Origin of the sequence: Flavobacterium sp. T12S277, from assembly GCF_048514875.1 — a bacterium.
In the GTDB taxonomy this organism is placed as follows: domain Bacteria; phylum Bacteroidota; class Bacteroidia; order Flavobacteriales; family Flavobacteriaceae; genus Flavobacterium.
Genome location: NZ_JBLYEG010000009.1, coordinates 118,544 through 139,144 on the forward strand (window position 1 = coordinate 118,544; position 20,601 = coordinate 139,144).

Sequence of the window (20,601 nt, forward strand, 5' to 3'; positions counted from 1 at the left end):
CAGGCTTCAAGTTTCAAGTTGCGAAACCTGAAACTTGAAACCTGAAACTTTCAACTTTTTTATTATAATGTATTTACGTTATTCAAGTCTGCAAAAGCTTGCTCAAGTCTCGTGTTGAACGTTACTTCGCTTTCACGTACCCATTTTCTTGGGTCATAATATTTTTTGTTCGGAACATCAGCACCTTCCGGGTTACCAATTTGAGTTTTTAAATAGTCAATGTTTTTAACCATATAATCACGAATTCCTTCTGTGTATGCAAATTGTAAATCGGTATCGATATTCATTTTGATTACTCCGTATCCAATTGCTTCTCTGATTTCTTCAAGTGTAGAACCTGAACCTCCGTGGAAAACAAAATCTACCGGGTTATGACCAGTGTTGAATTTGTTTTGAACGAAATCCTGAGAATTTTTTAAGATTTTCGGAGTCAATTTTACGTTTCCTGGTTTGTAAACACCGTGAACGTTTCCAAAAGCAGCAGCAATTGTAAACTTAGGGCTTATTTTAGATAATTCTTCATAAGCATAAGCTACTTCTTCTGGCTGAGTGTATAATTTTGAACTGTCAACATCAGAGTTGTCAACACCATCTTCTTCACCACCTGTAATACCAAGTTCGATTTCTAATGTCATTCCCATTTTGCTCATTCTTGCCAGGTACTCTTTACAGATTTCGATGTTTTCTTCGATTGGCTCTTCAGACAAATCGATCATATGTGAACTGTATAATGGTTTTCCTGTTTCTGCAAAATGTTTTTCAGAAGCATCTAATAAACCATCAATCCAAGGTAATAATTTTTTTGCACAGTGGTCAGTATGAAGAATTACAGTTGCTCCGTAAGCTTCTGCCAAAGTATGAATGTGTTTTGCTCCGGCGATTCCACCAGCGATTGCTGCTTTCTCTCCTGCATTAGATAATCCTTTTCCAGCGTTAAATTGTGCTCCTCCGTTTGAGAATTGAATAATAACCGGTGCGTTTAATTTTGCAGCAGTTTCAAGAACTCCATTGATTGTACTTGAACCAGTAACGTTTACTGCAGGTAAAGCAAATCCTTTTTCTTTCGCATAGTTAAAAATCTCCTGAACCTGATCTCCTGTAGCTACCCCTGGTTTAATATTGTGTGCCATTGTAATTTTTTTTAGTTGTTTTTAGTTTTTAGGTTGCAAAAATAAGAATTAATTAGCATTAGAATGGATAATTTATTCCAAAATTTAAAACCGAGTGACCAAAATTGTATTCTTTAAACCAGCGATCTCCCTTCTCATGTGCTGGGTTATAGGTCTTAAAGCCCATATCCAAACGAATAACAAAAAAGCTCAAATCGTAGCGTAAACCAAATCCTGTACCCAACGCAATTTCAGCTAAATCGTTTACGCCAGAGAATTTTGCCTTCTCGTCAACCACATTATCGAGCACATTCCAGATATTTCCGGCGTCTGCAAAGATGGCTCCTTTAACAGCACCAAAAATTTTAAAACGAAGTTCGGCACTCATTGCAATTTTCATATTGGCCTCATTAAAATCGTTTACGGCATCGGTACTTCCCGGACCTAAAGCGTAGGGCTGCCATGCGCGGTTGTCATTTGAACCTCCGGCATAATAACTTCGGGAGAACGGAATGTAGTTTGAGTTCCCAAATGGAATCGCAATTCCGAAAAAACTTCGTACGGCAAGTACTTTTTCTTTTCCAAAATCCCAGTGTTTGATATAGTCAAATTCGGTTTTGATGTATTCGGAATATTCCAGATTGAAAATTTCATAATTACCGTTTCCGTTTTTCTGAAAGTTCCCAACACGCGAAATAGCAGATAACAAACTACCAGCCGATTCTATTTTAGTTTTAAACTGATAAAAAGTATTATCGGCAAGATCTTTTTTAGTGGTTTTGGTAAAACTATAGCTGGTGGCTAAAATAAAGTCATTTTCAGTCAGACGAATCCTTCTTTCTTCGATGCTTTCTACATCTCTATAGTTCGGATCTGAAGGAGTCAGGGTTGTTTTTCGGGATAATACATCACTAGTAAATCCGGCAGTTCCTTCAGGAATAGTAAGATTTTTGTCGGTAGTGTTGTCAAAATAGGAGTCGTTTATATTGTAGTTTTTACCGATATTGTTAAGCTCTCTATAGGAAGAAGTGTATACGTTAAAATAGTTATTCGGATTTAAATTGCGTACGAATTGTGCATTAAGCAATTCAAATTTTGCAGTATTCCCTCGTTTAGGAGACCAGTTGTAAGCAATTCCTCCGGTGAAATTTTCTTTGTCCAGACCAATGTTTCTTTGTTTGGAAAAACCTCCCGCAATGCTGGTGGAAGGAATCATTCTTTTCGGAATAATTTTTTCCGTTCCAAAAGGCAATAAGATTCTTGGGAAATTTAGTTTTAAATCAACACCATACTCCGAAACGTTGAAGAAATTGTTGTTCGGATTCGCCATATCGCGCGACGAACCTAAATTCAAACGGGTTGAAATTTCTAAAGTTTCAGCTCTGTTAAAGACGTTTCGGATTGTTTCGGAAATACTGGCTCCGATACCAAAATCCTGAATATTAGAGTGTGTAACGTCAAAAGTAGCTCCAAAGCTGTATTTCTTTCTTGGCGTAAGGTAAACATTTGCAATTAAGGACTGTGCGGTCGAGTCGCGTTTGTCCACTTCATATTGAATCGACGGATAATTGAAAATTTTCAAGTTGTTCAATGCTCTTGAAGAAAGGGTCGTTCTGGTATCCGAAAAAGTATTTCCCTTATTGATAAAAACCGCATCGGTAATGGCGCGTGGTTTGTATTTTAGTTTTTTATAACTGTACAGGTTGAAGTTGTTGTAAGTAGTACTGTCTGTAATTTTGTTTTTGGCATTTGCAGCAGAATAATCGGTGTAGATGTTTACATCGCTAATTTTGTACAGTTTAAAAGGCTCTGTTCTGCTGGAATCTCTTTCCTGAATATTGTTGTTGTTTACAATCAGCATTACATTGGCTTTGTCCTTTTTGCCAATAGTATCGATGTCAAAAGTCACATATGTAGGCTGAAAATAATAGGCTCCGTGGTTTCTGAAATAGGTTGTAAGACGGTTTTTTTCTTCTTCAAAATCACTGGTTTTGTATTGTTTTCCTGATTTTATAGCCGAAGGGTCATTGTTAATCCGATACAATGAGTCTAACGCAGGAGTCATTATTTTGGTTTTAATCGTGTCTAAGGTATAGGCAGGACCAGTTGTAATATTGTAATTTATTTTGGCTTTCTTTCTTCCAACACTGTCAATGCTATAATCTGTTGCTACCTTAAAATAACCATTGTTAAAATAATAGTATTTTAGACGCAGAAGTGTTTTCTTTGTTTTGGCAGTGTCAATAATTACAGGTGCTTCACCGGTGCTTTTTAAGAACTCATGAATACCTTTGTACAGGAAAGATTGTCCAAGACGATCGACTTGTTTGGCCGATAAAAGTTTGGACTGGCGTTCGTACAACCCCGGATTGTTTTTGAATTTAGCCTTATAGGTAGAATCCGGATTTAAATTGGCTAAGTTGTATAAGTTCAAACGAAGACGATATCCTAATAGGGTACCGTTTGGTTTCTGATACATTTGATTGAAGGCCGTTTCGTCGTTAGTTGACTTGCCATTTACAAGAATAGTATTTTTAACAAGAAGATTTTTTCCATCAGGAACTCTTTTTACAGCATCACAAGCGCAAATAAATATTGCTATTAGGATAAATGCTATTATTTTTGTGGAATTCTTTTTCAAGTGTTCTTAAATATTTAATTCAAAAGTACATTATTTTATGGTTAGTAAAAACCAAATAAAACTTATCTCAGGTTTACATCAAAAAAAGCAACGTTTTGCAAATCAATTGTTTTTCGCCGAAGGAGTAAAAGTAATTCAAGAATTGTTGCAATCCAATTTTGAATTAGAGCATTTATACACGACTCTAAATGATTTTGAAGAAGTTCATTCTTCAAAGCGAACGCTGATTTATGAGCAGGAACTTAAAAAAATAAGTGCTTTGTCTACTCCAAATTCCTGTTTGGCGGTTTTCAAAATTCCTGCCGAAAAGGAAATAATCGATTCGGGTTTGATTTTAGCATTAGACGATATTCGCGATCCCGGAAATTTAGGCACCATTTTGCGTCTTTGTGACTGGTTTGGTATCAAACAAATTGTTTGTTCTAAAGAAACCGTTGATATTTACAATCCAAAAGTGGTGCAGGCCACAATGGGATCTATTACCAGAGTAAATGTTAGTTATGTCGATCTCGAAACTTTTATAGCTCAAACCAAATTAGCTGTGTTTGGAACCTTTATGGATGGTGAAAACATCTACAAATCCAATTTGCCTCAGGATGGAATCATTATCATGGGTAATGAAGCCAATGGTATTTCGGCAGAAATTGAAAAAAGGGTCACAAGCCGAATCACAATTCCAAGATTTGGAGAGCTTCAAAAAACCGAAAGTTTAAATGTAGCTACCGCAACAGCAATTATTCTTAGTGAATTTAAACGAAATAGTTAAGTATTTGTTTTAATGGAAAGTAAAATTTATTAAAATAGCTCTTGATTTCATCGAATCGATATTGTCCGTCCATGGGCTAGGTCCGTTTGCTGGATTATCACGAATTAGTTCATCGCTGATCCCAAACATTCCTCGTATAGAAGGAGAGAAGATGAAATATTCAGAGAAAATGTCAATTCCAAAACCCAGTTCGTAAGCAGCAGTCCATTGTTTTACCCTGAATTTCCCTTCAAAGTTGTCGTCTTTTGATTTGGCATTGCTCGATAAATTCAGTGTCGAAGACATTCCGCCAACTAAATAAGGACGGATGTTTCCGGTACGCAAAGCAGAGAATTTCAGAAGCAAAGGAAAATGAATGTACGTACTGTTTACTTCTCTAAGATAGTCTTTCTGTAAAGGTAAATTTGGATAGTGCAAGTCACGTTTTGTATAGTACAATCCCGGTTCAAAACGAAGATTGATGTATTCCTGCAGTCTTAAATCGGCTACGACACCAACATTAAATCCGGTTGTTTTTTTTACCTGAATATCCGGACCGGGAGCTTTGTAGTCAAACTTAAAATCGAAACTGTTAAATCCAAGATAATAACCAAAATACAGGCGTTGTTTTTGCCAGTTTTCGAGATTGATAATAGGATCTTTGCTAAACATACTCTTAGCAAATTGCGAATATCCTTGTGTCGATAAGACTAATAGAAGTAAGACTACAGTTTTTTTCATACTATTTTTTAGATGCAGAATAAATGGTTGCAACGCCAAAAGTTTGAGGCATTGCCACAACATCTATAAACCCAATTTTTCTTAAAATATTGTTCAAAGCTTCTCCGTAAGGAAAAACTGCAGCAGACTCAGACAAATAGCCATAGGCTGAATTGTCTTTAGAAAACAGTTTTCCAATAATTGGAAGGATGTTTTTGCTGTAAAATTTATAGCCTTGTTTGTAAGGTGTTTTGTCCGGAACGGAAGTTTCCAGAATTACAAAAACACCATTTGGCTTTAAAACTCGTAGGATTTCTGCAAAACCTTTCTCCAGGTTTTCGAAATTTCGAACTCCAAATCCAACCGTTATAGCATCAAAATAATTGTCGTCAAACGGAATCTTTTCAGAATCTCCTAAAACCAAATCGATAGTGTTGGATAATCCTTTTGCCTGAACTTTTTTCTTTCCTACTTCCAGCATTCCGGCTGAAATGTCTAAACCGATGATTTTTTCAGCGTTGGTTTGTGACATTAATATCGCCAAATCACCTGTTCCGGTTGCGATGTCAAGAATAATTTTTGGTTGGGTATCCGAAACAATTTTAAGTACTTTTTTTCGCCATTTGGTGTCAATTCCAAATGAGATCACACGATTTAGATTGTCATAGTTACCGGAGATGTTGTCAAACATTTGGGCAACCTGCTCTTTTTTACCTAAAGAAGAGTCTTTATATGGGGTTATTTTTTCAGACATTTTTTTTATTTACGCAAATATAATACAATCTGTCTTAACTGTAATTGGGTTTTTTATTTTGTGCTTTAATTGTTTTAAAAGTAGCCTTTTAATTGGTGTGGGAGATTTCATTTTCTGGCATCACCAAAAATGGTTATTTTGAAAAAATCACCAAAAGTGGGTATTGTGGGACGATGCATTTATGTGCACTTTTGTCTTAGTAATAATAATGAAGTTTTAAAGATTGATCTTTAAAAAATGGCTCAAACAATTGAGTATTACTTTACACTTGTACTTAATTTGTTCAGGAAAGAGGTTGAAAAAAAGTATTGTTCTTGGGGGTCAATACTCTATTCTTTTTTTTAAAGTGTGAAATACGTTCTTAGGATTAAATTTGTTTTTGGAAATTTGTCTTTAATATCTTAGTGGTATTTGTTATTAAAGACGGCCCGTGAGATAAAATCTCAACAAACAGTGTTATTCAATTATTTCAGATGCTATTCTGGCATTTGTTATTCTATTTAAACTTATTTCCTGAGTGAGTCCATTATCAAGGTTAATTACATTTAAAAACATCCTCCCAAAAGAGGATGTTTTTTTTATTTCTTGATATAAGTCTCGTAAGTATAATCGTAAAGATGTTTCTCGTCTTTAAAGTTTTCTTCTGCTTCTACAAGCTGCCACTCATTTTCGTTAATTTTAGGAAAAAAAGCATCTGCGTCAAAAGTGTGGTGTACTTTGGTAATTTCAATGATATCCGTGTAAGGCAGGCCGAGGTTGTAAATTTCACCGCCTCCAATAATATAGGAGTCTTCATTTTCAGGACAGATTGCGATTGCTTTTTCAATAGAATCTACCACAATACAGCCTTCCGGTTGATAATCATTCTGGCGTGTTATGACAACATGAACCCTGTTGGGTAAAGGTTTAGGGAAACTTTCGAAAGTTTTTCTCCCCATAATGATGTGATGATTGGTCGTAAGAGTTTTAAATCTTTTAAAATCATTTGGTAAATGCCAAACTAATTCATTGTTTTTTCCAAGTGCGTTATTTTCGGCAACAGCCGCTATCATTATAATCATGGCATTCTAAACTAAATTTTATTTTCAGAATCTTCATTTACTTTCGACTCTAACTGAGTAATTCTTTTCTGTTGCAAAGCAACAAGGCGGTCAATTTGTTCTCTTTCCCATTTTTTGTTCATAAAACGGTCTGTAATGTACACTTTGATGAAATGTAAAATAAAGATAAAGAACCAGATTGTGATGACCCAAATACACCAGTTTTGGCCGGTGGTGGCTCCTAAACCGAAAAATCTATTGGCGATAAACAAAAATAAACTTCCTAAAAGAAAAAGTACAAAATGAAAATAAAGGATCTTCTTTTGTCTGATTCTTCTTCTGGCATATTCGTATTGTTCGTGTGCTTCCTTTTCCATAAGATATAAATGAGGTCATAAAGTTAAAATTTATTTTGTAATGACCCTATTTAGTTTCGGGAATATTTCTTTTAAAGCGACTTAGCACTTTGAATTCCAAAATTTTATGTGGATTTATTTATTGATATGGTTAAAAAAATAATGTGTTTTTGATATTATCACAAATCGATTACAGGGGTGTCCGGAGTTCAGCCGAATTTGTGTAATTTAGTCTATGAATCTAAAAATTAAACAGTTATGTCTTTAAAGAAACAATTTGTGAAAACAAAACCGGTATGTAAAGTCACCTTTACAATAGAAGCAAAAGAGGCAAATTCGGCAGCGGTTGTTGGCGATTTTAACAATTGGAATCCCGAAGAAGGAACTTTGAGTAAGTTGAAAAACGGAACTTTTAAAGCAACTTATGACTTGGTGAAAGATGCTATTTACGAATTCAAATATGTAATTGACGGCGTTTATGCGAACGATCCTGAAGCAGATTCGTATAAGTGGAATGATTATGCCGGAAGCGAAAATAGCGTTCTGGTAGTATAAAAAAATCCGCTTAAATCTTAAGCGGATTTTTTTATGTTTTATACAGCAACACTTCCTTTTATGCCGGCATGCGGCTCGTAATCTAAAAGCGTGAAGTCGTTATAATCAAAATCGAAAATGTTTTTAATCTGCGGATTTAAAACCATTTTTGGTAAAGGTTTTGGCTCGCGTGTTAGTTGCAGCTCCAATTGTTCAAAATGATTGTTGTAAATGTGTGCGTCTCCAAAAGTGTGAATAAACTCCCCCGGATCCAGATCGCAAACCTGTGCAATCATTAAGGTAAGCAAAGCATAAGAAGCGATGTTAAACGGAACTCCTAAAAATATATCAGCACTTCGTTGGTACAATTGACAAGAAAGTTTTCCTTTTGTTTCTCCTTTTTCAGTGTCAGGACTTGTAACATAAAATTGAAAAAAGGCATGACAGGGAGGTAAGGCTGCTTTGTTGTTGGCAACGTTTTCTTCAAATGATTTTTTGGTGTCCGGCAATACCGAAGGATTCCATGCTGAAACCAGCATTCTTCGGCTATTCGGGTTCGTTTTTAGCTCTGTAATCAATTCAGAGATCTGATCAATTTCTTCGCTGTTCCAATTGCGCCATTGATGTCCGTAAACAGGACCTAAATCGCCATTAGAATCTGCCCAGGCATCCCAGATTTTTACTCCGTTTTCCTGAAGGTATTTTACATTCGTATCTCCTTTTAAGAACCAAAGCAGTTCGTAAATGATCGATTTTAAATGCAGTTTTTTGGTAGTAACCATTGGGAAACCTTCACTTAAATCAAATCGCATTTGGTAACCAAAAACACTTTTGGTTCCTGTTCCTGTTCTATCTCCTTTTTGACAGCCGTTATCTAAAACATGCTGTACTAAATCTAAGTATTGCTTCATGGTGCTTTAAGCTTTGGGCTTTAAGCTTTAGGCTTTATCCTAAATACTTATAGCTTGTTTTTTATGTTTCGCGCTTTAAGCTTACGGCCTAATGCCTGTGGCTTATCGCCTTAAATTATCTTTTCGAAATTTCGTCCCGAATTTTAGCTGCTTTTTCATAATCTTCCTGAGAAACGGCCTGATCTAAAAGCTCGTTAAGTTCCTGCAGGCTATGTTTGGCGTAAACATCTCCGGATTGGTTGCTTTCTTCTTCACGGCCAAAGGTTTCAGGATTCGAAAGCACATCATCAATTTCCTGAGAACCCTGATCGGTTTCTGCAGTATTTGATTTTAAATAAATTCCGGCTTTGTCCAGAATATTTTTGTAAGTGAAAATCGGTGCATTAAAACGCAAAGCCAATGCAATAGCATCAGAAGTTCGGGCATCGATAATTTCCTCGATTTTATCTCTTTCGCAGATTAAACTCGAATAAAAAACACCATCAACAAGTTTGTGAATAATCACTTGTTTCACCACAATGTCAAATCTTTCAGCGAAGTTTTTGAACAGGTCGTGTGTTAACGGACGAGGAGGTTTAATTTCTTTTTCCAGGGCGATAGCAATAGATTGTGCTTCAAAAGCACCAATAACTATTGGCAATTTTCTTTCGCCATCAACTTCATTCAAAATTAAGGCATAAGCGCCATTTTGAGTTTGACTGTATGAAATTCCTTTTATAGATAATTTTACTAGACTCATATATGTGGGAAAAAAAGGGCAATTATTGCCTCATTTTAATACTTTTTTTGATTGAAAAATAAAGGTGCAATTTTAATCAAAAAATATGGAACAAAAAAGCTACCTAAAACAAAGATACGATTTATCTTGTTTTTAGGTAGCTATATTTTTATAGAGAATTTTTAAACTAAGAATGTTGTGCTTTAAAAGCTTTTAGTTTCTCAATTAATTGCGGAACAATTTCGAAAGCATCACCAACTACTCCGTAATCAGCTACTTTAAAGAAAGGAGCTTCAGGATCATTGTTGATTACAACTTTTACTTTTGAAGAGTTGATACCTGCAATGTGCTGAATTGCACCGGAAATTCCTATTGCAATGTATAAGTTAGTGGCAACCGGTTTTCCCGTTTGTCCAACGTGCTCACTGTGAGGTCTCCATCCTAAGTCAGAAACCGGTTTAGAACATGCTGTTGCAGCGCCTAATACTGCAGCAAGATCTTCAACTAATCCCCAGTTTTCCGGACCTTTTAATCCACGTCCTCCAGAAACTACAACGTCAGCATCAGCGATAGATACTTTTCCGGTTACTTTTTCTACAGATTCTACTTTTACTCCAAAATCATTGTCACCAATGGTTGGGTTAAAATCTTCTTCAGTAGCAGATCCTGCATTTTCAAAAATTCCGTAAGAGTTTTTAGCCAGACCAAGAACTTTTACGTCTGTAGCGATTTCAGTAATGTTGAAAGCTTTATTAGAAAAAGCATTTCTTTTTACCTGAAAAGGGGAAGTGCTTAATGGTAATCCAACTACATTTGAAGCGAAACCAGCGTTTAAAGCTACTGCAACTAATGAAGAAAGGTAAATACTGTCTGTTGTAGAAGAAAGTAAAACTACTTTTGTAGCTTCTTTTTCAGCGGCTTGTTTGATAACATCCGCATAAGCTTTGGCAGTAAAACCAGCTAATTTGTCGTTATTTACTTTTAATACTTTATCAACTCCGTATTTTGATAATTCGCTTACATCGCTAATGTTTACAGTTAAAGCGGTAACTGTTGTTCCTAAAGTTTCGGCTACTTTTTTAGCGTAAGAAGCCAATTCGAAAGCAACTTTTTTAAATTTTCCTTCTGCAGATTCTGCATATATTAATATTGACATAATTTTTTGTTTAGAAGTTTAAAGTTTCAGGTTTCAAGTTTATGCAAACTGAAAACTGAGACTGAATACTGATTACTAGATTACTTTCGCTTCGTTGTGTAATAAATTGATTAACTCATCTAAATTATCAGGAGAAACTAATTTTACTGCTGATTTAGGAGCTGGTTTTTCAAATTTAACCGCTTTTGTATTTACAGGAGCATCAACTGGTTCAAGAATAGTTAAAGCTTTTGTTCTTGCTGTCATAATTCCTCTCATGTTTGGAATACGCAGGTCTTTTTCTTCAACAAGACCTTTTTGACCACCAATGATCAAAGGTAAAGTAGTGCTTACCGTTTCTTTTCCACCATCGATTTCACGAACTGCTTTTACATTGTTGCCTTCAACAGTGATAGCAGTACAAGAGTTTAAAAAGTTAGAGCCTAAGATTCCGGCGATCATTCCAGGAACCATTCCTCCGTTATAATCTAAAGATTCTTTTCCGGCAATTACTAAATCATAACCGCCGTTTTTAATTACTTCTGCCAATTGTTTTGCAACAAAAAAACCATCAGTTGGGTTAGCGTTTACACGAATCGCCTCGTTTGCACCAATTGCCAAAGCTTTACGTAGAGTAGGCTCAGTATCAGGTCCTCCAACATTTACAACGGTTACAGTTGCACCTTGTTGCTCCTGAAACCAGATTGCACGGGTAAGACCAAACTCGTCATTAGGATTAATTACATATTGAACACCATTGGTATCGAATTCTGAGTCACCATTGGAGAAGTTAATTTTTGAAGTAGTATCAGGCACATGGCTGATGCAAACTAATATTTTCATAAGTATATATTTTGATAAATTATAAAATGCTTCTACAAATTTAGAAATTAAAATTGAAATAATATACTATGCATGCATAATATTTTTTTAAAACTATTACGTTTTCGCAGATTCTGAAATTATGAAAGCCTTTTAGGGGCATCAAATAGTGATAATGTAGTGATGTTTGCTGATTCTTAGGGATTTTTCAAAATGGGGGAGCTGGAGAACTGTTAAAATTTGCCTCAATTTATACTATAATTTGAGATGCTGCGTTAGAGAGGAAGAATTTTGCTGAATCAGAATCCAACAAAAAAAGTTGAGTTTGTCTGAAAAAAGTTTTTTGGGTGATAAAGTAGTTATTACATCGATTTCGTAAATGTCACAATAAAATTTAAAAAGTTAAAAGCGGATGACAGAAGGAAGTTCGTGTGATTTTAAATTTAATTTATGCTTTTAAGTTATTTAAAATATTTATTTTTGCTCTTCAGAAAATTCAACATACAATATAAATATGAGAACAATACAATTTAGAGAGGCCATTTGTGAAGCGATGAGCGAAGAAATGCGTCACGATGAATCCATATATTTAATGGGCGAAGAAGTTGCAGAATACAACGGAGCTTACAAGGCTTCAAAAGGAATGCTTGCTGAGTTTGGCGAAAAAAGAGTAATCGATACTCCAATTGCTGAGCTTGGTTTTACAGGGATTGCAGTAGGATCAGCTATGAACGGATGTCGTCCTATTGTAGAGTATATGACTTTCAACTTCTGTTTAGTAGGTATTGATCAAATTATAAATAACGCTGCTAAAATGCGTCAAATGACAGGTGGACAATTTAATGTGCCTATCGTTTTTCGTGGACCAACTGCTTCTGCAGGTCAATTAGGAGCGACTCACTCACAAGCTTTAGAAAACTGGTTTGCTAATACTCCGGGACTTAAAGTTGTGGTACCTTCAACTCCTTATGATGCAAAAGGACTTTTAAAATCTGCTATTCGTGATAATGATCCTGTAATTTTTATGGAATCTGAGCAAATGTATGGTGACAAAGGAGAGGTGCCGGACGGAGAATATACAATTCCATTAGGAGTTGCCGATATTAAACGCGAAGGAAAAGATGTTACAATTGTTTCTTTTGGTAAAATTATCAAAGAAGCTTTTATTGCTGCTGATGAATTGGCTAAAGAAGGAATCTCTTGTGAAATTATCGATTTAAGAACAGTTCGTCCAATGGATAAAGAGACTATTCTTACTTCTGTTAAAAAAACAAACCGTTTGGTAATTTTAGAAGAAGCATGGCCGTTTGCAAGTGTTTCATCTGAAATCACTTATATCGTTCAGGAACAGGCTTTCGATTTTCTTGATGCGCCAATTCAACGTATAACAACTGCAGATACACCTGCGCCTTACTCTCCTGTTTTACTAAAAGACTGGTTGCCAAATGCAGCTGATGTAGTAAAAGCAGTAAAGAAAGTAATGTACAAATAGTAAATTAAACGATACTTATAAAACTTCATCAGTCATACCTATTATTGATGAAGTTTTTTTTTGCCAGATTATGAAAAAAATAATTTTACTCAGCTTGTTTTTTGTACTCGCAATGGCGGGTAGCGTTATTGCACAAACCAAAGTGAGTGGAATTGTTTTGGATAAATCTAATCAGCCAATTCCGTTTGCTAATGTTGTTTTTAAAGGATCCAATACGGGGATCGTTTCTAATGAAGATGGACGTTTCTATCTCGAATCGCCTAATACTTACACCACCTTATTAGTAAGTTCGGCTGGATTTTCAGATCGGGAGGTTACGCTGGAAAAAGCCGTAAACTATGACTTTAAGATCGTTTTAAGCGAAGCTGAAGCACTGAATGAAGTCGTGATTTTTACCGGAAAGACCTCTAAGAAAAATAATCCGGCATTGGATATTCTGAGAAAAATATGGGAGCGCAAACGTAAAAACGGACTGTACCAATTCAATCAGTATCAGATGCAAAAGTACGAGAAAGTCGAGTTTGATATGAACACGATCGACAGTGCTTTTATGAAAAATAAACTCTTCAAGGGAATGGAATTTGTATTCAAACATGTTGATACATCTGAAGTTACTGGGAAAACATATCTGCCGATTTTTATTAGTGAGTCGCTGTATGATGTGTATGGAGATAATAAATTAAAGAAAACAAAAGAGAACCTGACCGGAAATAAAACTTCCGGGTTCAATGGCAATCAGCAGATTTTATCTTTCGTGAAGGATCTGTACTCCGATTATAATATTTACGACAATCACCTGAAATTTTTCGATAAGAGCTTTACAAGTCCGCTTTCCCGAACAGGAATTGATGTGTATAATTATGTTTTAAAAGACAGTGCTTATGTCGATAAAAAATGGTGTTACAATATCGTTTTTTACCCAAGACGTAAAAATGAGCTGACTTTTAAAGGAGATTTTTGGGTAAACGATACCACTTTTGCGATCAAAAAAATTAATATGGCCGTTACTAAAAGCGCCAATATTAACTGGGTAAAAGATATTTATATCGAACAGGAATTTGAGGTGGAGAATGATTCTGTATTTCTCTTAACCCGTGATTATATGATGTCTGATTTTGCTTTGAATAAAAAAGAAAAATCAAAAGGAGTTTACGGGAAACGTACAACTTTGTATAAAGGCCATAAATTTAATCTTCAAAAACCGGAGAGTTTTTACAAGCAGGAAGTCAATTTTATTGATAATGCTGTTTACAACAAATCGAATGAATTTTGGGATGAAAACCGTTTTGAAAAACTCAACAAGGACGAGCAGGGTATTTACAAAATGCTTGATACGCTGCAAACAGTCAAAAGATTCAAACAGCTCTATAGTTTAGTTTCTATTTTGGGTAGTGGTTACGTTGAGTTTAAGAATTTTGATTTTGGACCTATCTTCTCTACTTTCGGGTATAATGAAGTTGAAGGGTTGAGATTGCGAGCAGGAGGAAGGACTTATTTTGGCCCTAATGATCCATGGCGTATACAGGCTTACACCGCATATGGTTTTGACGATAATAAATTCAAATACGGAGTTTCCGGAAAATGGATGGTGGATAAGAAAAACCGAATCATTATCTCCGGAGGAAACAGGCGTGACATCGAGCAAATTGGTGCCAGCTTAACGACTACAAATGATATTTTAGGACGAAGTTTTGCTTCTTCTGCATTATTTACCACGGGAAGTAATGGAAAATTGACCAACATTAATCTGAGTAATATTTCGCTTGAAATGGAGCCTATGAAGAATTTTGTTGTTCAGGCTGGAGTTTCATACAGAACTTTAGAATCGGCTTCTCCGATCTTTAGTTTAGACTATTATACTACTTTGCCAACAGCAGCAAATCCGGCTGGGGTAATAGCAAACAAGGTAACGCAGTCGGAAGCGAATATTCAGTTTGAGTTTATGCCTAATCGTAAGACAATCGGTTTTGGAGTAGAACGAAATATTGTTGACAGTCCGTTCAGTCATTTCTTTGTAAACTTTAGTTATGGTTTGAAAGGAGTTTTAAACAGCGATTTTGCTTACCAAAAAGTACAGCTGTTTTACAAGCAGCCTATTATTATCGGGCCATTAGGAAGATCGAATATTATCCTTGAAACCGGAAAAACCTTTGGTACCATTCCATTAGGATTGATGAGTGTAATTCCCGGAAATCAGACTTATTTTACCATCGAAAATACCTTTAGTAACTTAAATTTCTACGAGTTTATAACGGACCAGTATACCACTTTACAATGGAATCATGACTTTGGAGGAAGGCTGTTTGCAAGAATTCCGTTCATGAGAAAATTAAACTGGAGAGAATTTGTAGGAGTAAGAGCGGTACACGGAACTATTTCTAATGCTAACCGTGCCATTAATGCTTCAGGATTGCCTTATAATGCGCCGGAAAATGTGTATTGGGAATACAATGCCGGGATTGGAAATATCTTCAAAGTATTCCGTCTTGATTTCTCCTGGAGAGGAAATTATATGAACATGCCGGACGCTACTAAGTTTGCAATAAAAGGATCGTTTGGTTTTTATTTTTAGATAAATTGTCAGATTTTTTCTTAATTTAGTTGCTATGAGTATAGCTATCGAAAGTAAGAATTTAAATTGGACAAATAATCTTAGAGTTTTAGCCACTGTCAGTGTAATTGTTGTACACGTAGCCTGTGATATTCTGTATCAGTATGGTACGATATCCAATTTTACCTGGTGGACTGGTAATGTTTATGACGGTCTGGTACGTTTTTGCGTTCCGATTTTCCTGATGCTTACCGGAGCATTAATGCTCAATAAAAAATACGAACTGAGTGATTTTTTGAAAAGAAAATTTTCAAGAATAATTCTGCCCTTCCTGTTCTGGAGTTTCTTCTACATACTGTTAACCGTCAGAAGTGAATTTTTGGTGCAATCTGAAAAAGCTGTCGATATTTTTAATCGGGCCTTCACGCTTCTTATAGGAGGGAGTTCCTTTCATTTATGGTACATTTATATGATCATCGGGATCTATCTTTTTATTCCGATTATAAGCAAGTGGATTCAGAATGCTACTGAAAAAGAGATCTTGTACTTTTTAGGCATTTGGATTTTTGCTTTAATGCTTAATCAGCCCATTTTTGCTGCCTTTCGAATCAATGTTGATCTGACCTACTTTACAGGTTTTTTAGGGTATCTGGTTTTGGGATACTATTTGTCGGTTAAGTCCTTTCAATACGATGCCCGAAGGCTGAAACAGATTTCGGTGTTGTTGCTTTTTTTAGGCGCTCTTATTACCATTCTCGGAACTTATTTCCTGTCGACAGCAGAAGACTGTTTTAATGAATATTTCTATGGCTACCTGACTTTTAATGTCATGCTGGTTTCTATTGGATTGTTTATTTTCTTCAAAAATTCGAAAATTTCAAATCCAACTCTCGTTCGGGTGATTGGTTTTATCAACAAATACAGCTATGGTATTTATCTGGTTCATATTCTGGTTTTGCGGTTTCTGGTGTCTTCAGGAATCGATTATGATTTTATAAATCCGGTTTTGGCCATTCCTATTACGACGCTATTGTGTTTGCTGTTGTCTGCTGTTATTATCTACGCTGTCAATAAACTTCCTTATGGGGAATATATTTCAGGATAATAATTGCCGTAATTTTATTTAATTTTGAATCCACTTAAAATAAGGTTATGCAAGAAGCCATCGATTTTCTATCTGCCAAAAATCCGGTTTTTCTGGAAATTATCGAAAAATATGGACTGCCGCCAATTCCAAAACGTCCACAAGGTTTCGAAACCCTGGTATTGTTGATTCTGGAGCAACAAGTTTCGATCGATTCGGCGAAAGCTACATTCTTAAAAATAAAAGCCTATACCGTCTGTAATCCTGAAGCCATGGCGGTTTTATCAGATGAAGAATTCCGCGCATTGGGTGTAAGCCGTCAAAAAACAAAATACATTAAAATACTGGCAGAAGCCGTCCTGAGTAAAGAACTGGACATTGAAAGTCTGGCCGTAAAATCGGCAAAAGAAGTTCGGGACGAGCTTATACAGTTGAAAGGAATCGGAAACTGGACAATCGATATTTATCTGATGTTTTGCCTTCAGGAACCCGATTTGATTCCATTAGGAGATATTGCAGTTGTCAACACCATCAAAGAATTACTGAATATTCACGACAGACGGGAAATGGAAATTCATGCCGAACAATGGAGTCCGTATAGGTCCTATGCGACCTATTTGCTTTGGCATTATTATCTAAACAAAAGAAATCGAAAGATTACCTATTAACTCCCTGTTTTTTAAAAGAAAAGTACATAGATAAATGCAGTTTTTTATTGTAAAAAGGGATTCTTTAGTTACTTTTGCAGTCGAAATTATAGAAACAATAAAAAACGAAAATGACCGCAGACAAACTAACAACTTTCGATGTGTTAATCGAAATACCAAGAGGAAGCAGAAACAAATACGAATACGATTTTGAAATTAAAAGAATGCGTTTCGACAGAATGTTATTCTCTTCAATGATGTACCCGGCTGATTACGGATTTATTCCGGAAACTTTAGCTCTTGATGGTGACCCTCTTGATGTATTGGTTTTAGTAAACGAACCAACTTTCCCAGGATGTGTTATGGAAGTGAAGCCAATTGGGGTTTTCCACATGGCAGATGATAAAGGACCAGACGAAAAAATTATTTGTGTACCAGTTTCTGATCCAATCTGGAATTCATTAAATGATCTTTCTGATATCAACGGACACTTATTAAAAGAAATCGAGCACTTTTTCCAGGTATACAAAGATCTTGAAAACAAACAAGTAGATGTAGAAGGATGGGGAGATGTAAACGAAGCATTTGCAATTATCGCTGAGTGTACCAAACGTTTTGATGATATTGAAAACAAACCGGAGGGATTATTTAGCATTAAATAATTTTTAGCCCGCACCATTATAAAAAAAGCAATACTACCGTCAGGAGTATTGCTTTTTTGTTTAAATTCGTTCGAGTTAGTTTATTGACTTTTAACTATTAACCAAAAAACCATTACTATATTATGAATGCATTTATGATTTATTTGCCAATCGTTATGGCAATTTTAGGATTACTTTTCATGGGAATAAAAAGGGCTTGGGTTTTAAAACAAGATGCGGGCGACGGAAAAATGAAAGAGATTTCAGAACACATTTACGAGGGAGCCCTCGCCTTTTTAAAAGCAGAATATAAATTATTGACCATTTTTGTAATTATTGCCAGTATTGCTTTAGCCGGAATTACTTTTATCCCGGGAGTTAAAACGCATTTATTAATAGTAGTAGCTTTTATATTTGGAGCTTTATTTTCAGCTTATGCCGGTAATATCGGGATGAAAATAGCCACTAAAACTAATGTTAGAACTACACAGGCAGCCCGAACAAGTTTACCGCAGGCTTTAAAAGTTTCGTTTGGCGGAGGTACCGTAATGGGACTTGGTGTTGCGGGTTTAGCTGTTCTTGGACTTACAGGTTTTTTTATCATTTTCTTTAACCTTTTATCAGGAGGAGTGTGGAAAGACACAGAAACAATGACGGTTGTTCTCGAAACATTGGCCGGGTTCTCGCTTGGCGCTGAATCCATTGCTTTGTTTGCAAGAGTAGGAGGTGGAATTTATACTAAAGCTGCCGATGTTGGTGCCGATTTAGTAGGTAAAGTGGAAGCAGGAATTCCGGAAGACGATCCTCGTAATCCGGCTACAATTGCGGATAACGTAGGAGATAACGTAGGAGACGTTGCCGGTATGGGAGCCGATTTATTTGGTTCGTATGTAGCGACAGTTCTGGCTGCAATGGTTTTAGGAAACTATGTGATTAAAGATATGGGAGGCAACATTCAGGATGCTTTTGGAGGAATCGGACCCATTTTACTTCCAATGGCAATAGCCGGTTTCGGAATTCTATTTTCGATTATCGGAACGACACTGGTAAAAATATCCGATGATAATGCCAAAGAAGCACAGGTACAAAAAGCTTTAAATATAGGAAACTGGGTTTCAATTGTTTTAACCGCAATTGCCTGTTTCTTTTTAGTACAGCATATGCTGCCGGAAACCATGCAAATGAGTTTCTTCGGAGAAGGATCCAAAGACATCTCATCCATGCGTGTTTTTTATGCCACATTGGTTGGATTAGTGGTGGGTGGAGCTATTTCATCAGTAACCGAATATTATACTGGATTGGGAACAAAACCGGTGATGGCGATTGTACAAAAATCGTCAACTGGAGCAGGAACAAATGTAATTGCAGGTTTGGCAACCGGAATGATTTCGACCTTTCCAACTGTTTTATTATTTGCTGCTGCCATCTGGATTTCTTATGCCTTAGCAGGATTTTACGGAGTGGCTTTAGCGGCTTCTGCAATGATGGCTACTACAGCCATGCAATTGGCAATTGATGCTTTCGGACCAATTTCAGACAATGCCGGAGGAATTGCCGAAATGAGCGAATTACCAAAAGAAGTGCGTACCAGAACTGATATTTTGGACTCAGTTGGTAATACGACCGCTGCAACCGGAAAAGGATTTGCCATTGCCTCAGCGGCTTTAACGTCTTTGGCATTATTTGCAGCTTATGTGACTTTTACCGGAATTGACGGAATCAATATTTTTAAAGCACCGGTTTTGGCCATGTTGTTTGTGGGTGGAATGATTCCTGTGGTTTTCTCGGCATTGGCGATGAATTCTGTTGGAAAAGCAGCGATGGATATGGTATATGAAGTACGTCGACAGTTTAAGGAAATTCCGGGTATTATGGAAGGAACCGGAAAACCGGAGTACGGTAAATGTGTCGAAATTTCCACAAAAGCAGCTTTGCGCGAAATGATGCTTCCGGGAATTCTAACCATTGGTTTTCCAATTGCAATTGTATTATTAGGTAAATTAGTTTATGCAGACAACAATCAGTTAATAGCTGAAATGTTAGGAGGATATATGGCCGGAGTAACGGTATCCGGAGTACTTTGGGCTGTTTTTCAAAACAATGCCGGTGGTGCCTGGGACAATGCTAAAAAATCATTTGAAGCAGGAGTTTTAATCAATGGTGAAATGACTTATAAAGGTTCTGATGCACACAAAGCAGCAGTAACAGGAGATACAGTTGGAGATCCGTTTAAAGATACATCAGGGCCTTCTATGAACATTTTAATCAAACTGACTTGTTTGATCGGTTTGGTAATTGCACCTATTTTAGGAGAAGGACATTCGTCTTCAGGAACGACCGAAAAAGGGACTTGTTGCAAAATGGAAATGCATGCAGCTGGTGTTTCGAAATGTGGCAATTTCTCTGCAATGAGCAAAGAAGAATGTATTAAAATGTGCAAAGAAAAAGGCTGTTCTGCAGAAGAAACCGCAAAATGTCTGTCACATTATGATGCCAACGGAAAATACATTCACCAAAAAACAGATTGTTTTGATACTACAAAATACAGTAAAAAAAGAGTAGAAGTTAACTTATCAACTGCCAACGGTGTCACAGTAGGAACGGTAACCAAAACCGAAAACGGTAAAACCACCACAGAAGTTTTTGAAGGAACAGAAGCCGAAGTAAAAGCAAAAATTGAAGCAGTAAAATAAATATACCT

The 20,601-nt window shown here is 36.2% G+C and carries 18 protein-coding genes; 8 read left to right on the plus strand and 10 right to left on the minus strand.

Annotation, left to right across the window (positions count from 1 at the left end; genetic code table 11):
* Positions 1–62 precede the first annotated feature (62 nt).
* Together fbaA and ACN1CN_RS14210 are read right to left on the minus strand one after the other, a co-directional pair.
* Positions 63–1,130, minus strand: a complete 1,068-nt coding sequence (gene fbaA, locus ACN1CN_RS14205; protein WP_017498372.1) for a class II fructose-bisphosphate aldolase — start codon at positions 1,128–1,130, stop codon at positions 63–65.
* Positions 1,131–1,188: 58 nt separating this feature from the next.
* Positions 1,189–3,750 carry a BamA/TamA family outer membrane protein gene (locus ACN1CN_RS14210; RefSeq protein ID WP_419136129.1) on the minus strand — a complete coding sequence of 854 codons (2,562 nt, stop codon included), beginning with the start codon at positions 3,748–3,750 and terminating at the stop codon, positions 1,189–1,191.
* A gap of 37 nt (positions 3,751–3,787) precedes the next feature.
* Here ACN1CN_RS14210 and ACN1CN_RS14215 point away from each other — a divergent pair, with 37 nt between their 5' ends.
* Positions 3,788–4,516, plus strand: coding sequence for a TrmH family RNA methyltransferase (locus tag ACN1CN_RS14215; RefSeq protein WP_291285864.1), 729 nt, complete (start codon positions 3,788–3,790; stop codon positions 4,514–4,516).
* A gap of 9 nt (positions 4,517–4,525) precedes the next feature.
* Here the strand turns inward: ACN1CN_RS14215 and ACN1CN_RS14220 are convergent, their stop codons facing one another.
* From ACN1CN_RS14220 to ACN1CN_RS14235, 4 genes are all read right to left on the minus strand, one after another.
* On the minus strand, positions 4,526–5,236 hold the full coding sequence (locus ACN1CN_RS14220) for a porin family protein (protein WP_173966564.1): 711 nt from the start codon (positions 5,234–5,236) through the stop codon (positions 4,526–4,528).
* Between the two features lies 1 nt (position 5,237).
* Positions 5,238–5,969, minus strand: a complete 732-nt coding sequence (gene ubiE, locus ACN1CN_RS14225) for a bifunctional demethylmenaquinone methyltransferase/2-methoxy-6-polyprenyl-1,4-benzoquinol methylase UbiE (protein WP_264526168.1) — start codon at positions 5,967–5,969, stop codon at positions 5,238–5,240.
* 578 nt (positions 5,970–6,547) lie between these two features.
* A complete protein-coding gene (locus tag ACN1CN_RS14230; protein ID WP_419136130.1) occupies positions 6,548–7,030 on the minus strand; it encodes a dihydrofolate reductase in 483 nt (160 codons plus the stop codon).
* A gap of 11 nt (positions 7,031–7,041) precedes the next feature.
* Entirely contained in the window at positions 7,042–7,386 is a 345-nt protein-coding gene (locus ACN1CN_RS14235; RefSeq protein ID WP_264526170.1) for a 2TM domain-containing protein, read from the minus strand.
* Between the two features lie 237 nt (positions 7,387–7,623).
* Between ACN1CN_RS14235 and ACN1CN_RS14240 the strand changes: the two genes are divergently transcribed.
* Complete coding sequence (locus ACN1CN_RS14240) at positions 7,624–7,920, plus strand: isoamylase early set domain-containing protein (protein WP_264526171.1); 297 nt, start codon at positions 7,624–7,626, stop codon at positions 7,918–7,920.
* 38 nt (positions 7,921–7,958) lie between these two features.
* Here ACN1CN_RS14240 and ACN1CN_RS14245 read toward each other — a convergent pair whose 3' ends face one another.
* From ACN1CN_RS14245 to ACN1CN_RS14260, 4 genes are all read right to left on the minus strand, one after another.
* Positions 7,959–8,810 (minus strand): thymidylate synthase, encoded by an 852-nt coding sequence (locus tag ACN1CN_RS14245; protein ID WP_419136131.1) that lies wholly within the window; start codon positions 8,808–8,810, stop codon positions 7,959–7,961.
* Between the two features lie 115 nt (positions 8,811–8,925).
* A complete protein-coding gene (locus ACN1CN_RS14250; protein WP_173966558.1) occupies positions 8,926–9,549 on the minus strand; it encodes a bifunctional nuclease family protein in 624 nt (207 codons plus the stop codon).
* Between the two features lie 166 nt (positions 9,550–9,715).
* On the minus strand, positions 9,716–10,684 hold the full coding sequence (locus tag ACN1CN_RS14255) for an electron transfer flavoprotein subunit alpha/FixB family protein (protein ID WP_419136132.1): 969 nt from the start codon (positions 10,682–10,684) through the stop codon (positions 9,716–9,718).
* 75 nt (positions 10,685–10,759) lie between these two features.
* The gene (locus ACN1CN_RS14260; RefSeq protein ID WP_173966556.1) at positions 10,760–11,506 is read right to left on the minus strand and encodes an electron transfer flavoprotein subunit beta/FixA family protein; all 747 of its coding nucleotides are present in this window, start codon (positions 11,504–11,506) and stop codon (positions 10,760–10,762) included.
* 493 nt (positions 11,507–11,999) lie between these two features.
* Here ACN1CN_RS14260 and ACN1CN_RS14265 point away from each other — a divergent pair, with 493 nt between their 5' ends.
* The 6 genes from ACN1CN_RS14265 to ACN1CN_RS14290 all read left to right on the plus strand — a co-directional run bounded on the left by ACN1CN_RS14265 (position 12,000) and on the right by ACN1CN_RS14290 (position 20,593).
* On the plus strand, positions 12,000–12,977 hold the full coding sequence (locus ACN1CN_RS14265; RefSeq protein WP_264526175.1) for a pyruvate dehydrogenase complex E1 component subunit beta: 978 nt from the start codon (positions 12,000–12,002) through the stop codon (positions 12,975–12,977).
* 70 nt (positions 12,978–13,047) lie between these two features.
* The gene (locus ACN1CN_RS14270) at positions 13,048–15,549 is read left to right on the plus strand and encodes a DUF5686 and carboxypeptidase-like regulatory domain-containing protein (RefSeq protein ID WP_264526176.1); all 2,502 of its coding nucleotides are present in this window, start codon (positions 13,048–13,050) and stop codon (positions 15,547–15,549) included.
* Between the two features lie 34 nt (positions 15,550–15,583).
* Positions 15,584–16,633, plus strand: a complete 1,050-nt coding sequence (locus ACN1CN_RS14275) for an acyltransferase (protein WP_419136133.1) — start codon at positions 15,584–15,586, stop codon at positions 16,631–16,633.
* Between the two features lie 47 nt (positions 16,634–16,680).
* Positions 16,681–17,280, plus strand: a complete 600-nt coding sequence (locus tag ACN1CN_RS14280) for a DNA-3-methyladenine glycosylase family protein (RefSeq protein ID WP_419136134.1) — start codon at positions 16,681–16,683, stop codon at positions 17,278–17,280.
* Between the two features lie 110 nt (positions 17,281–17,390).
* Positions 17,391–17,921 (plus strand): inorganic diphosphatase, encoded by a 531-nt coding sequence (locus ACN1CN_RS14285; protein ID WP_173966547.1) that lies wholly within the window; start codon positions 17,391–17,393, stop codon positions 17,919–17,921.
* A gap of 122 nt (positions 17,922–18,043) precedes the next feature.
* Complete coding sequence (locus ACN1CN_RS14290; RefSeq protein ID WP_419136135.1) at positions 18,044–20,593, plus strand: sodium-translocating pyrophosphatase; 2,550 nt, start codon at positions 18,044–18,046, stop codon at positions 20,591–20,593.
* The last annotated feature ends 8 nt before the right edge of the window (positions 20,594–20,601 follow it).

Excerpts from the sequence above, each read along its gene's own strand:
- ACN1CN_RS14270 (WP_264526176.1), top strand. The coding sequence starts at position 13,048 with ATGAAAAAAATAATTTTACTCAGCTTGTTTTTTGTACTCGCAATGGCG.
- ACN1CN_RS14235 (WP_264526170.1), bottom strand. The coding sequence starts at position 7,386 with ATGGAAAAGGAAGCACACGAACAATACGAATATGCCAGAAGAAGAATC.
- ACN1CN_RS14245 (WP_419136131.1), bottom strand. The coding sequence starts at position 8,810 with ATGAAGCAATACTTAGATTTAGTACAGCATGTTTTAGATAACGGCTGT.
- ACN1CN_RS14285 (WP_173966547.1), top strand. The coding sequence starts at position 17,391 with ATGACCGCAGACAAACTAACAACTTTCGATGTGTTAATCGAAATACCA.
- ACN1CN_RS14280 (WP_419136134.1), top strand. The coding sequence starts at position 16,681 with ATGCAAGAAGCCATCGATTTTCTATCTGCCAAAAATCCGGTTTTTCTG.
- ACN1CN_RS14215 (WP_291285864.1), top strand. The coding sequence starts at position 3,788 with ATGGTTAGTAAAAACCAAATAAAACTTATCTCAGGTTTACATCAAAAA.
- ACN1CN_RS14275 (WP_419136133.1), top strand. The coding sequence starts at position 15,584 with ATGAGTATAGCTATCGAAAGTAAGAATTTAAATTGGACAAATAATCTT.
- ACN1CN_RS14220 (WP_173966564.1), bottom strand. The coding sequence starts at position 5,236 with ATGAAAAAAACTGTAGTCTTACTTCTATTAGTCTTATCGACACAAGGA.
- ACN1CN_RS14255 (WP_419136132.1), bottom strand. The coding sequence starts at position 10,684 with ATGTCAATATTAATATATGCAGAATCTGCAGAAGGAAAATTTAAAAAA.
- ACN1CN_RS14265 (WP_264526175.1), top strand. The coding sequence starts at position 12,000 with ATGAGAACAATACAATTTAGAGAGGCCATTTGTGAAGCGATGAGCGAA.
- ACN1CN_RS14230 (WP_419136130.1), bottom strand. The coding sequence starts at position 7,030 with ATGATTATAATGATAGCGGCTGTTGCCGAAAATAACGCACTTGGAAAA.
- fbaA (WP_017498372.1), bottom strand. The coding sequence starts at position 1,130 with ATGGCACACAATATTAAACCAGGGGTAGCTACAGGAGATCAGGTTCAG.
- ACN1CN_RS14240 (WP_264526171.1), top strand. The coding sequence starts at position 7,624 with ATGTCTTTAAAGAAACAATTTGTGAAAACAAAACCGGTATGTAAAGTC.
- ACN1CN_RS14260 (WP_173966556.1), bottom strand. The coding sequence starts at position 11,506 with ATGAAAATATTAGTTTGCATCAGCCATGTGCCTGATACTACTTCAAAA.
- ACN1CN_RS14250 (WP_173966558.1), bottom strand. The coding sequence starts at position 9,549 with ATGAGTCTAGTAAAATTATCTATAAAAGGAATTTCATACAGTCAAACT.
- ubiE (WP_264526168.1), bottom strand. The coding sequence starts at position 5,969 with ATGTCTGAAAAAATAACCCCATATAAAGACTCTTCTTTAGGTAAAAAA.
- ACN1CN_RS14290 (WP_419136135.1), top strand. The coding sequence starts at position 18,044 with ATGAATGCATTTATGATTTATTTGCCAATCGTTATGGCAATTTTAGGA.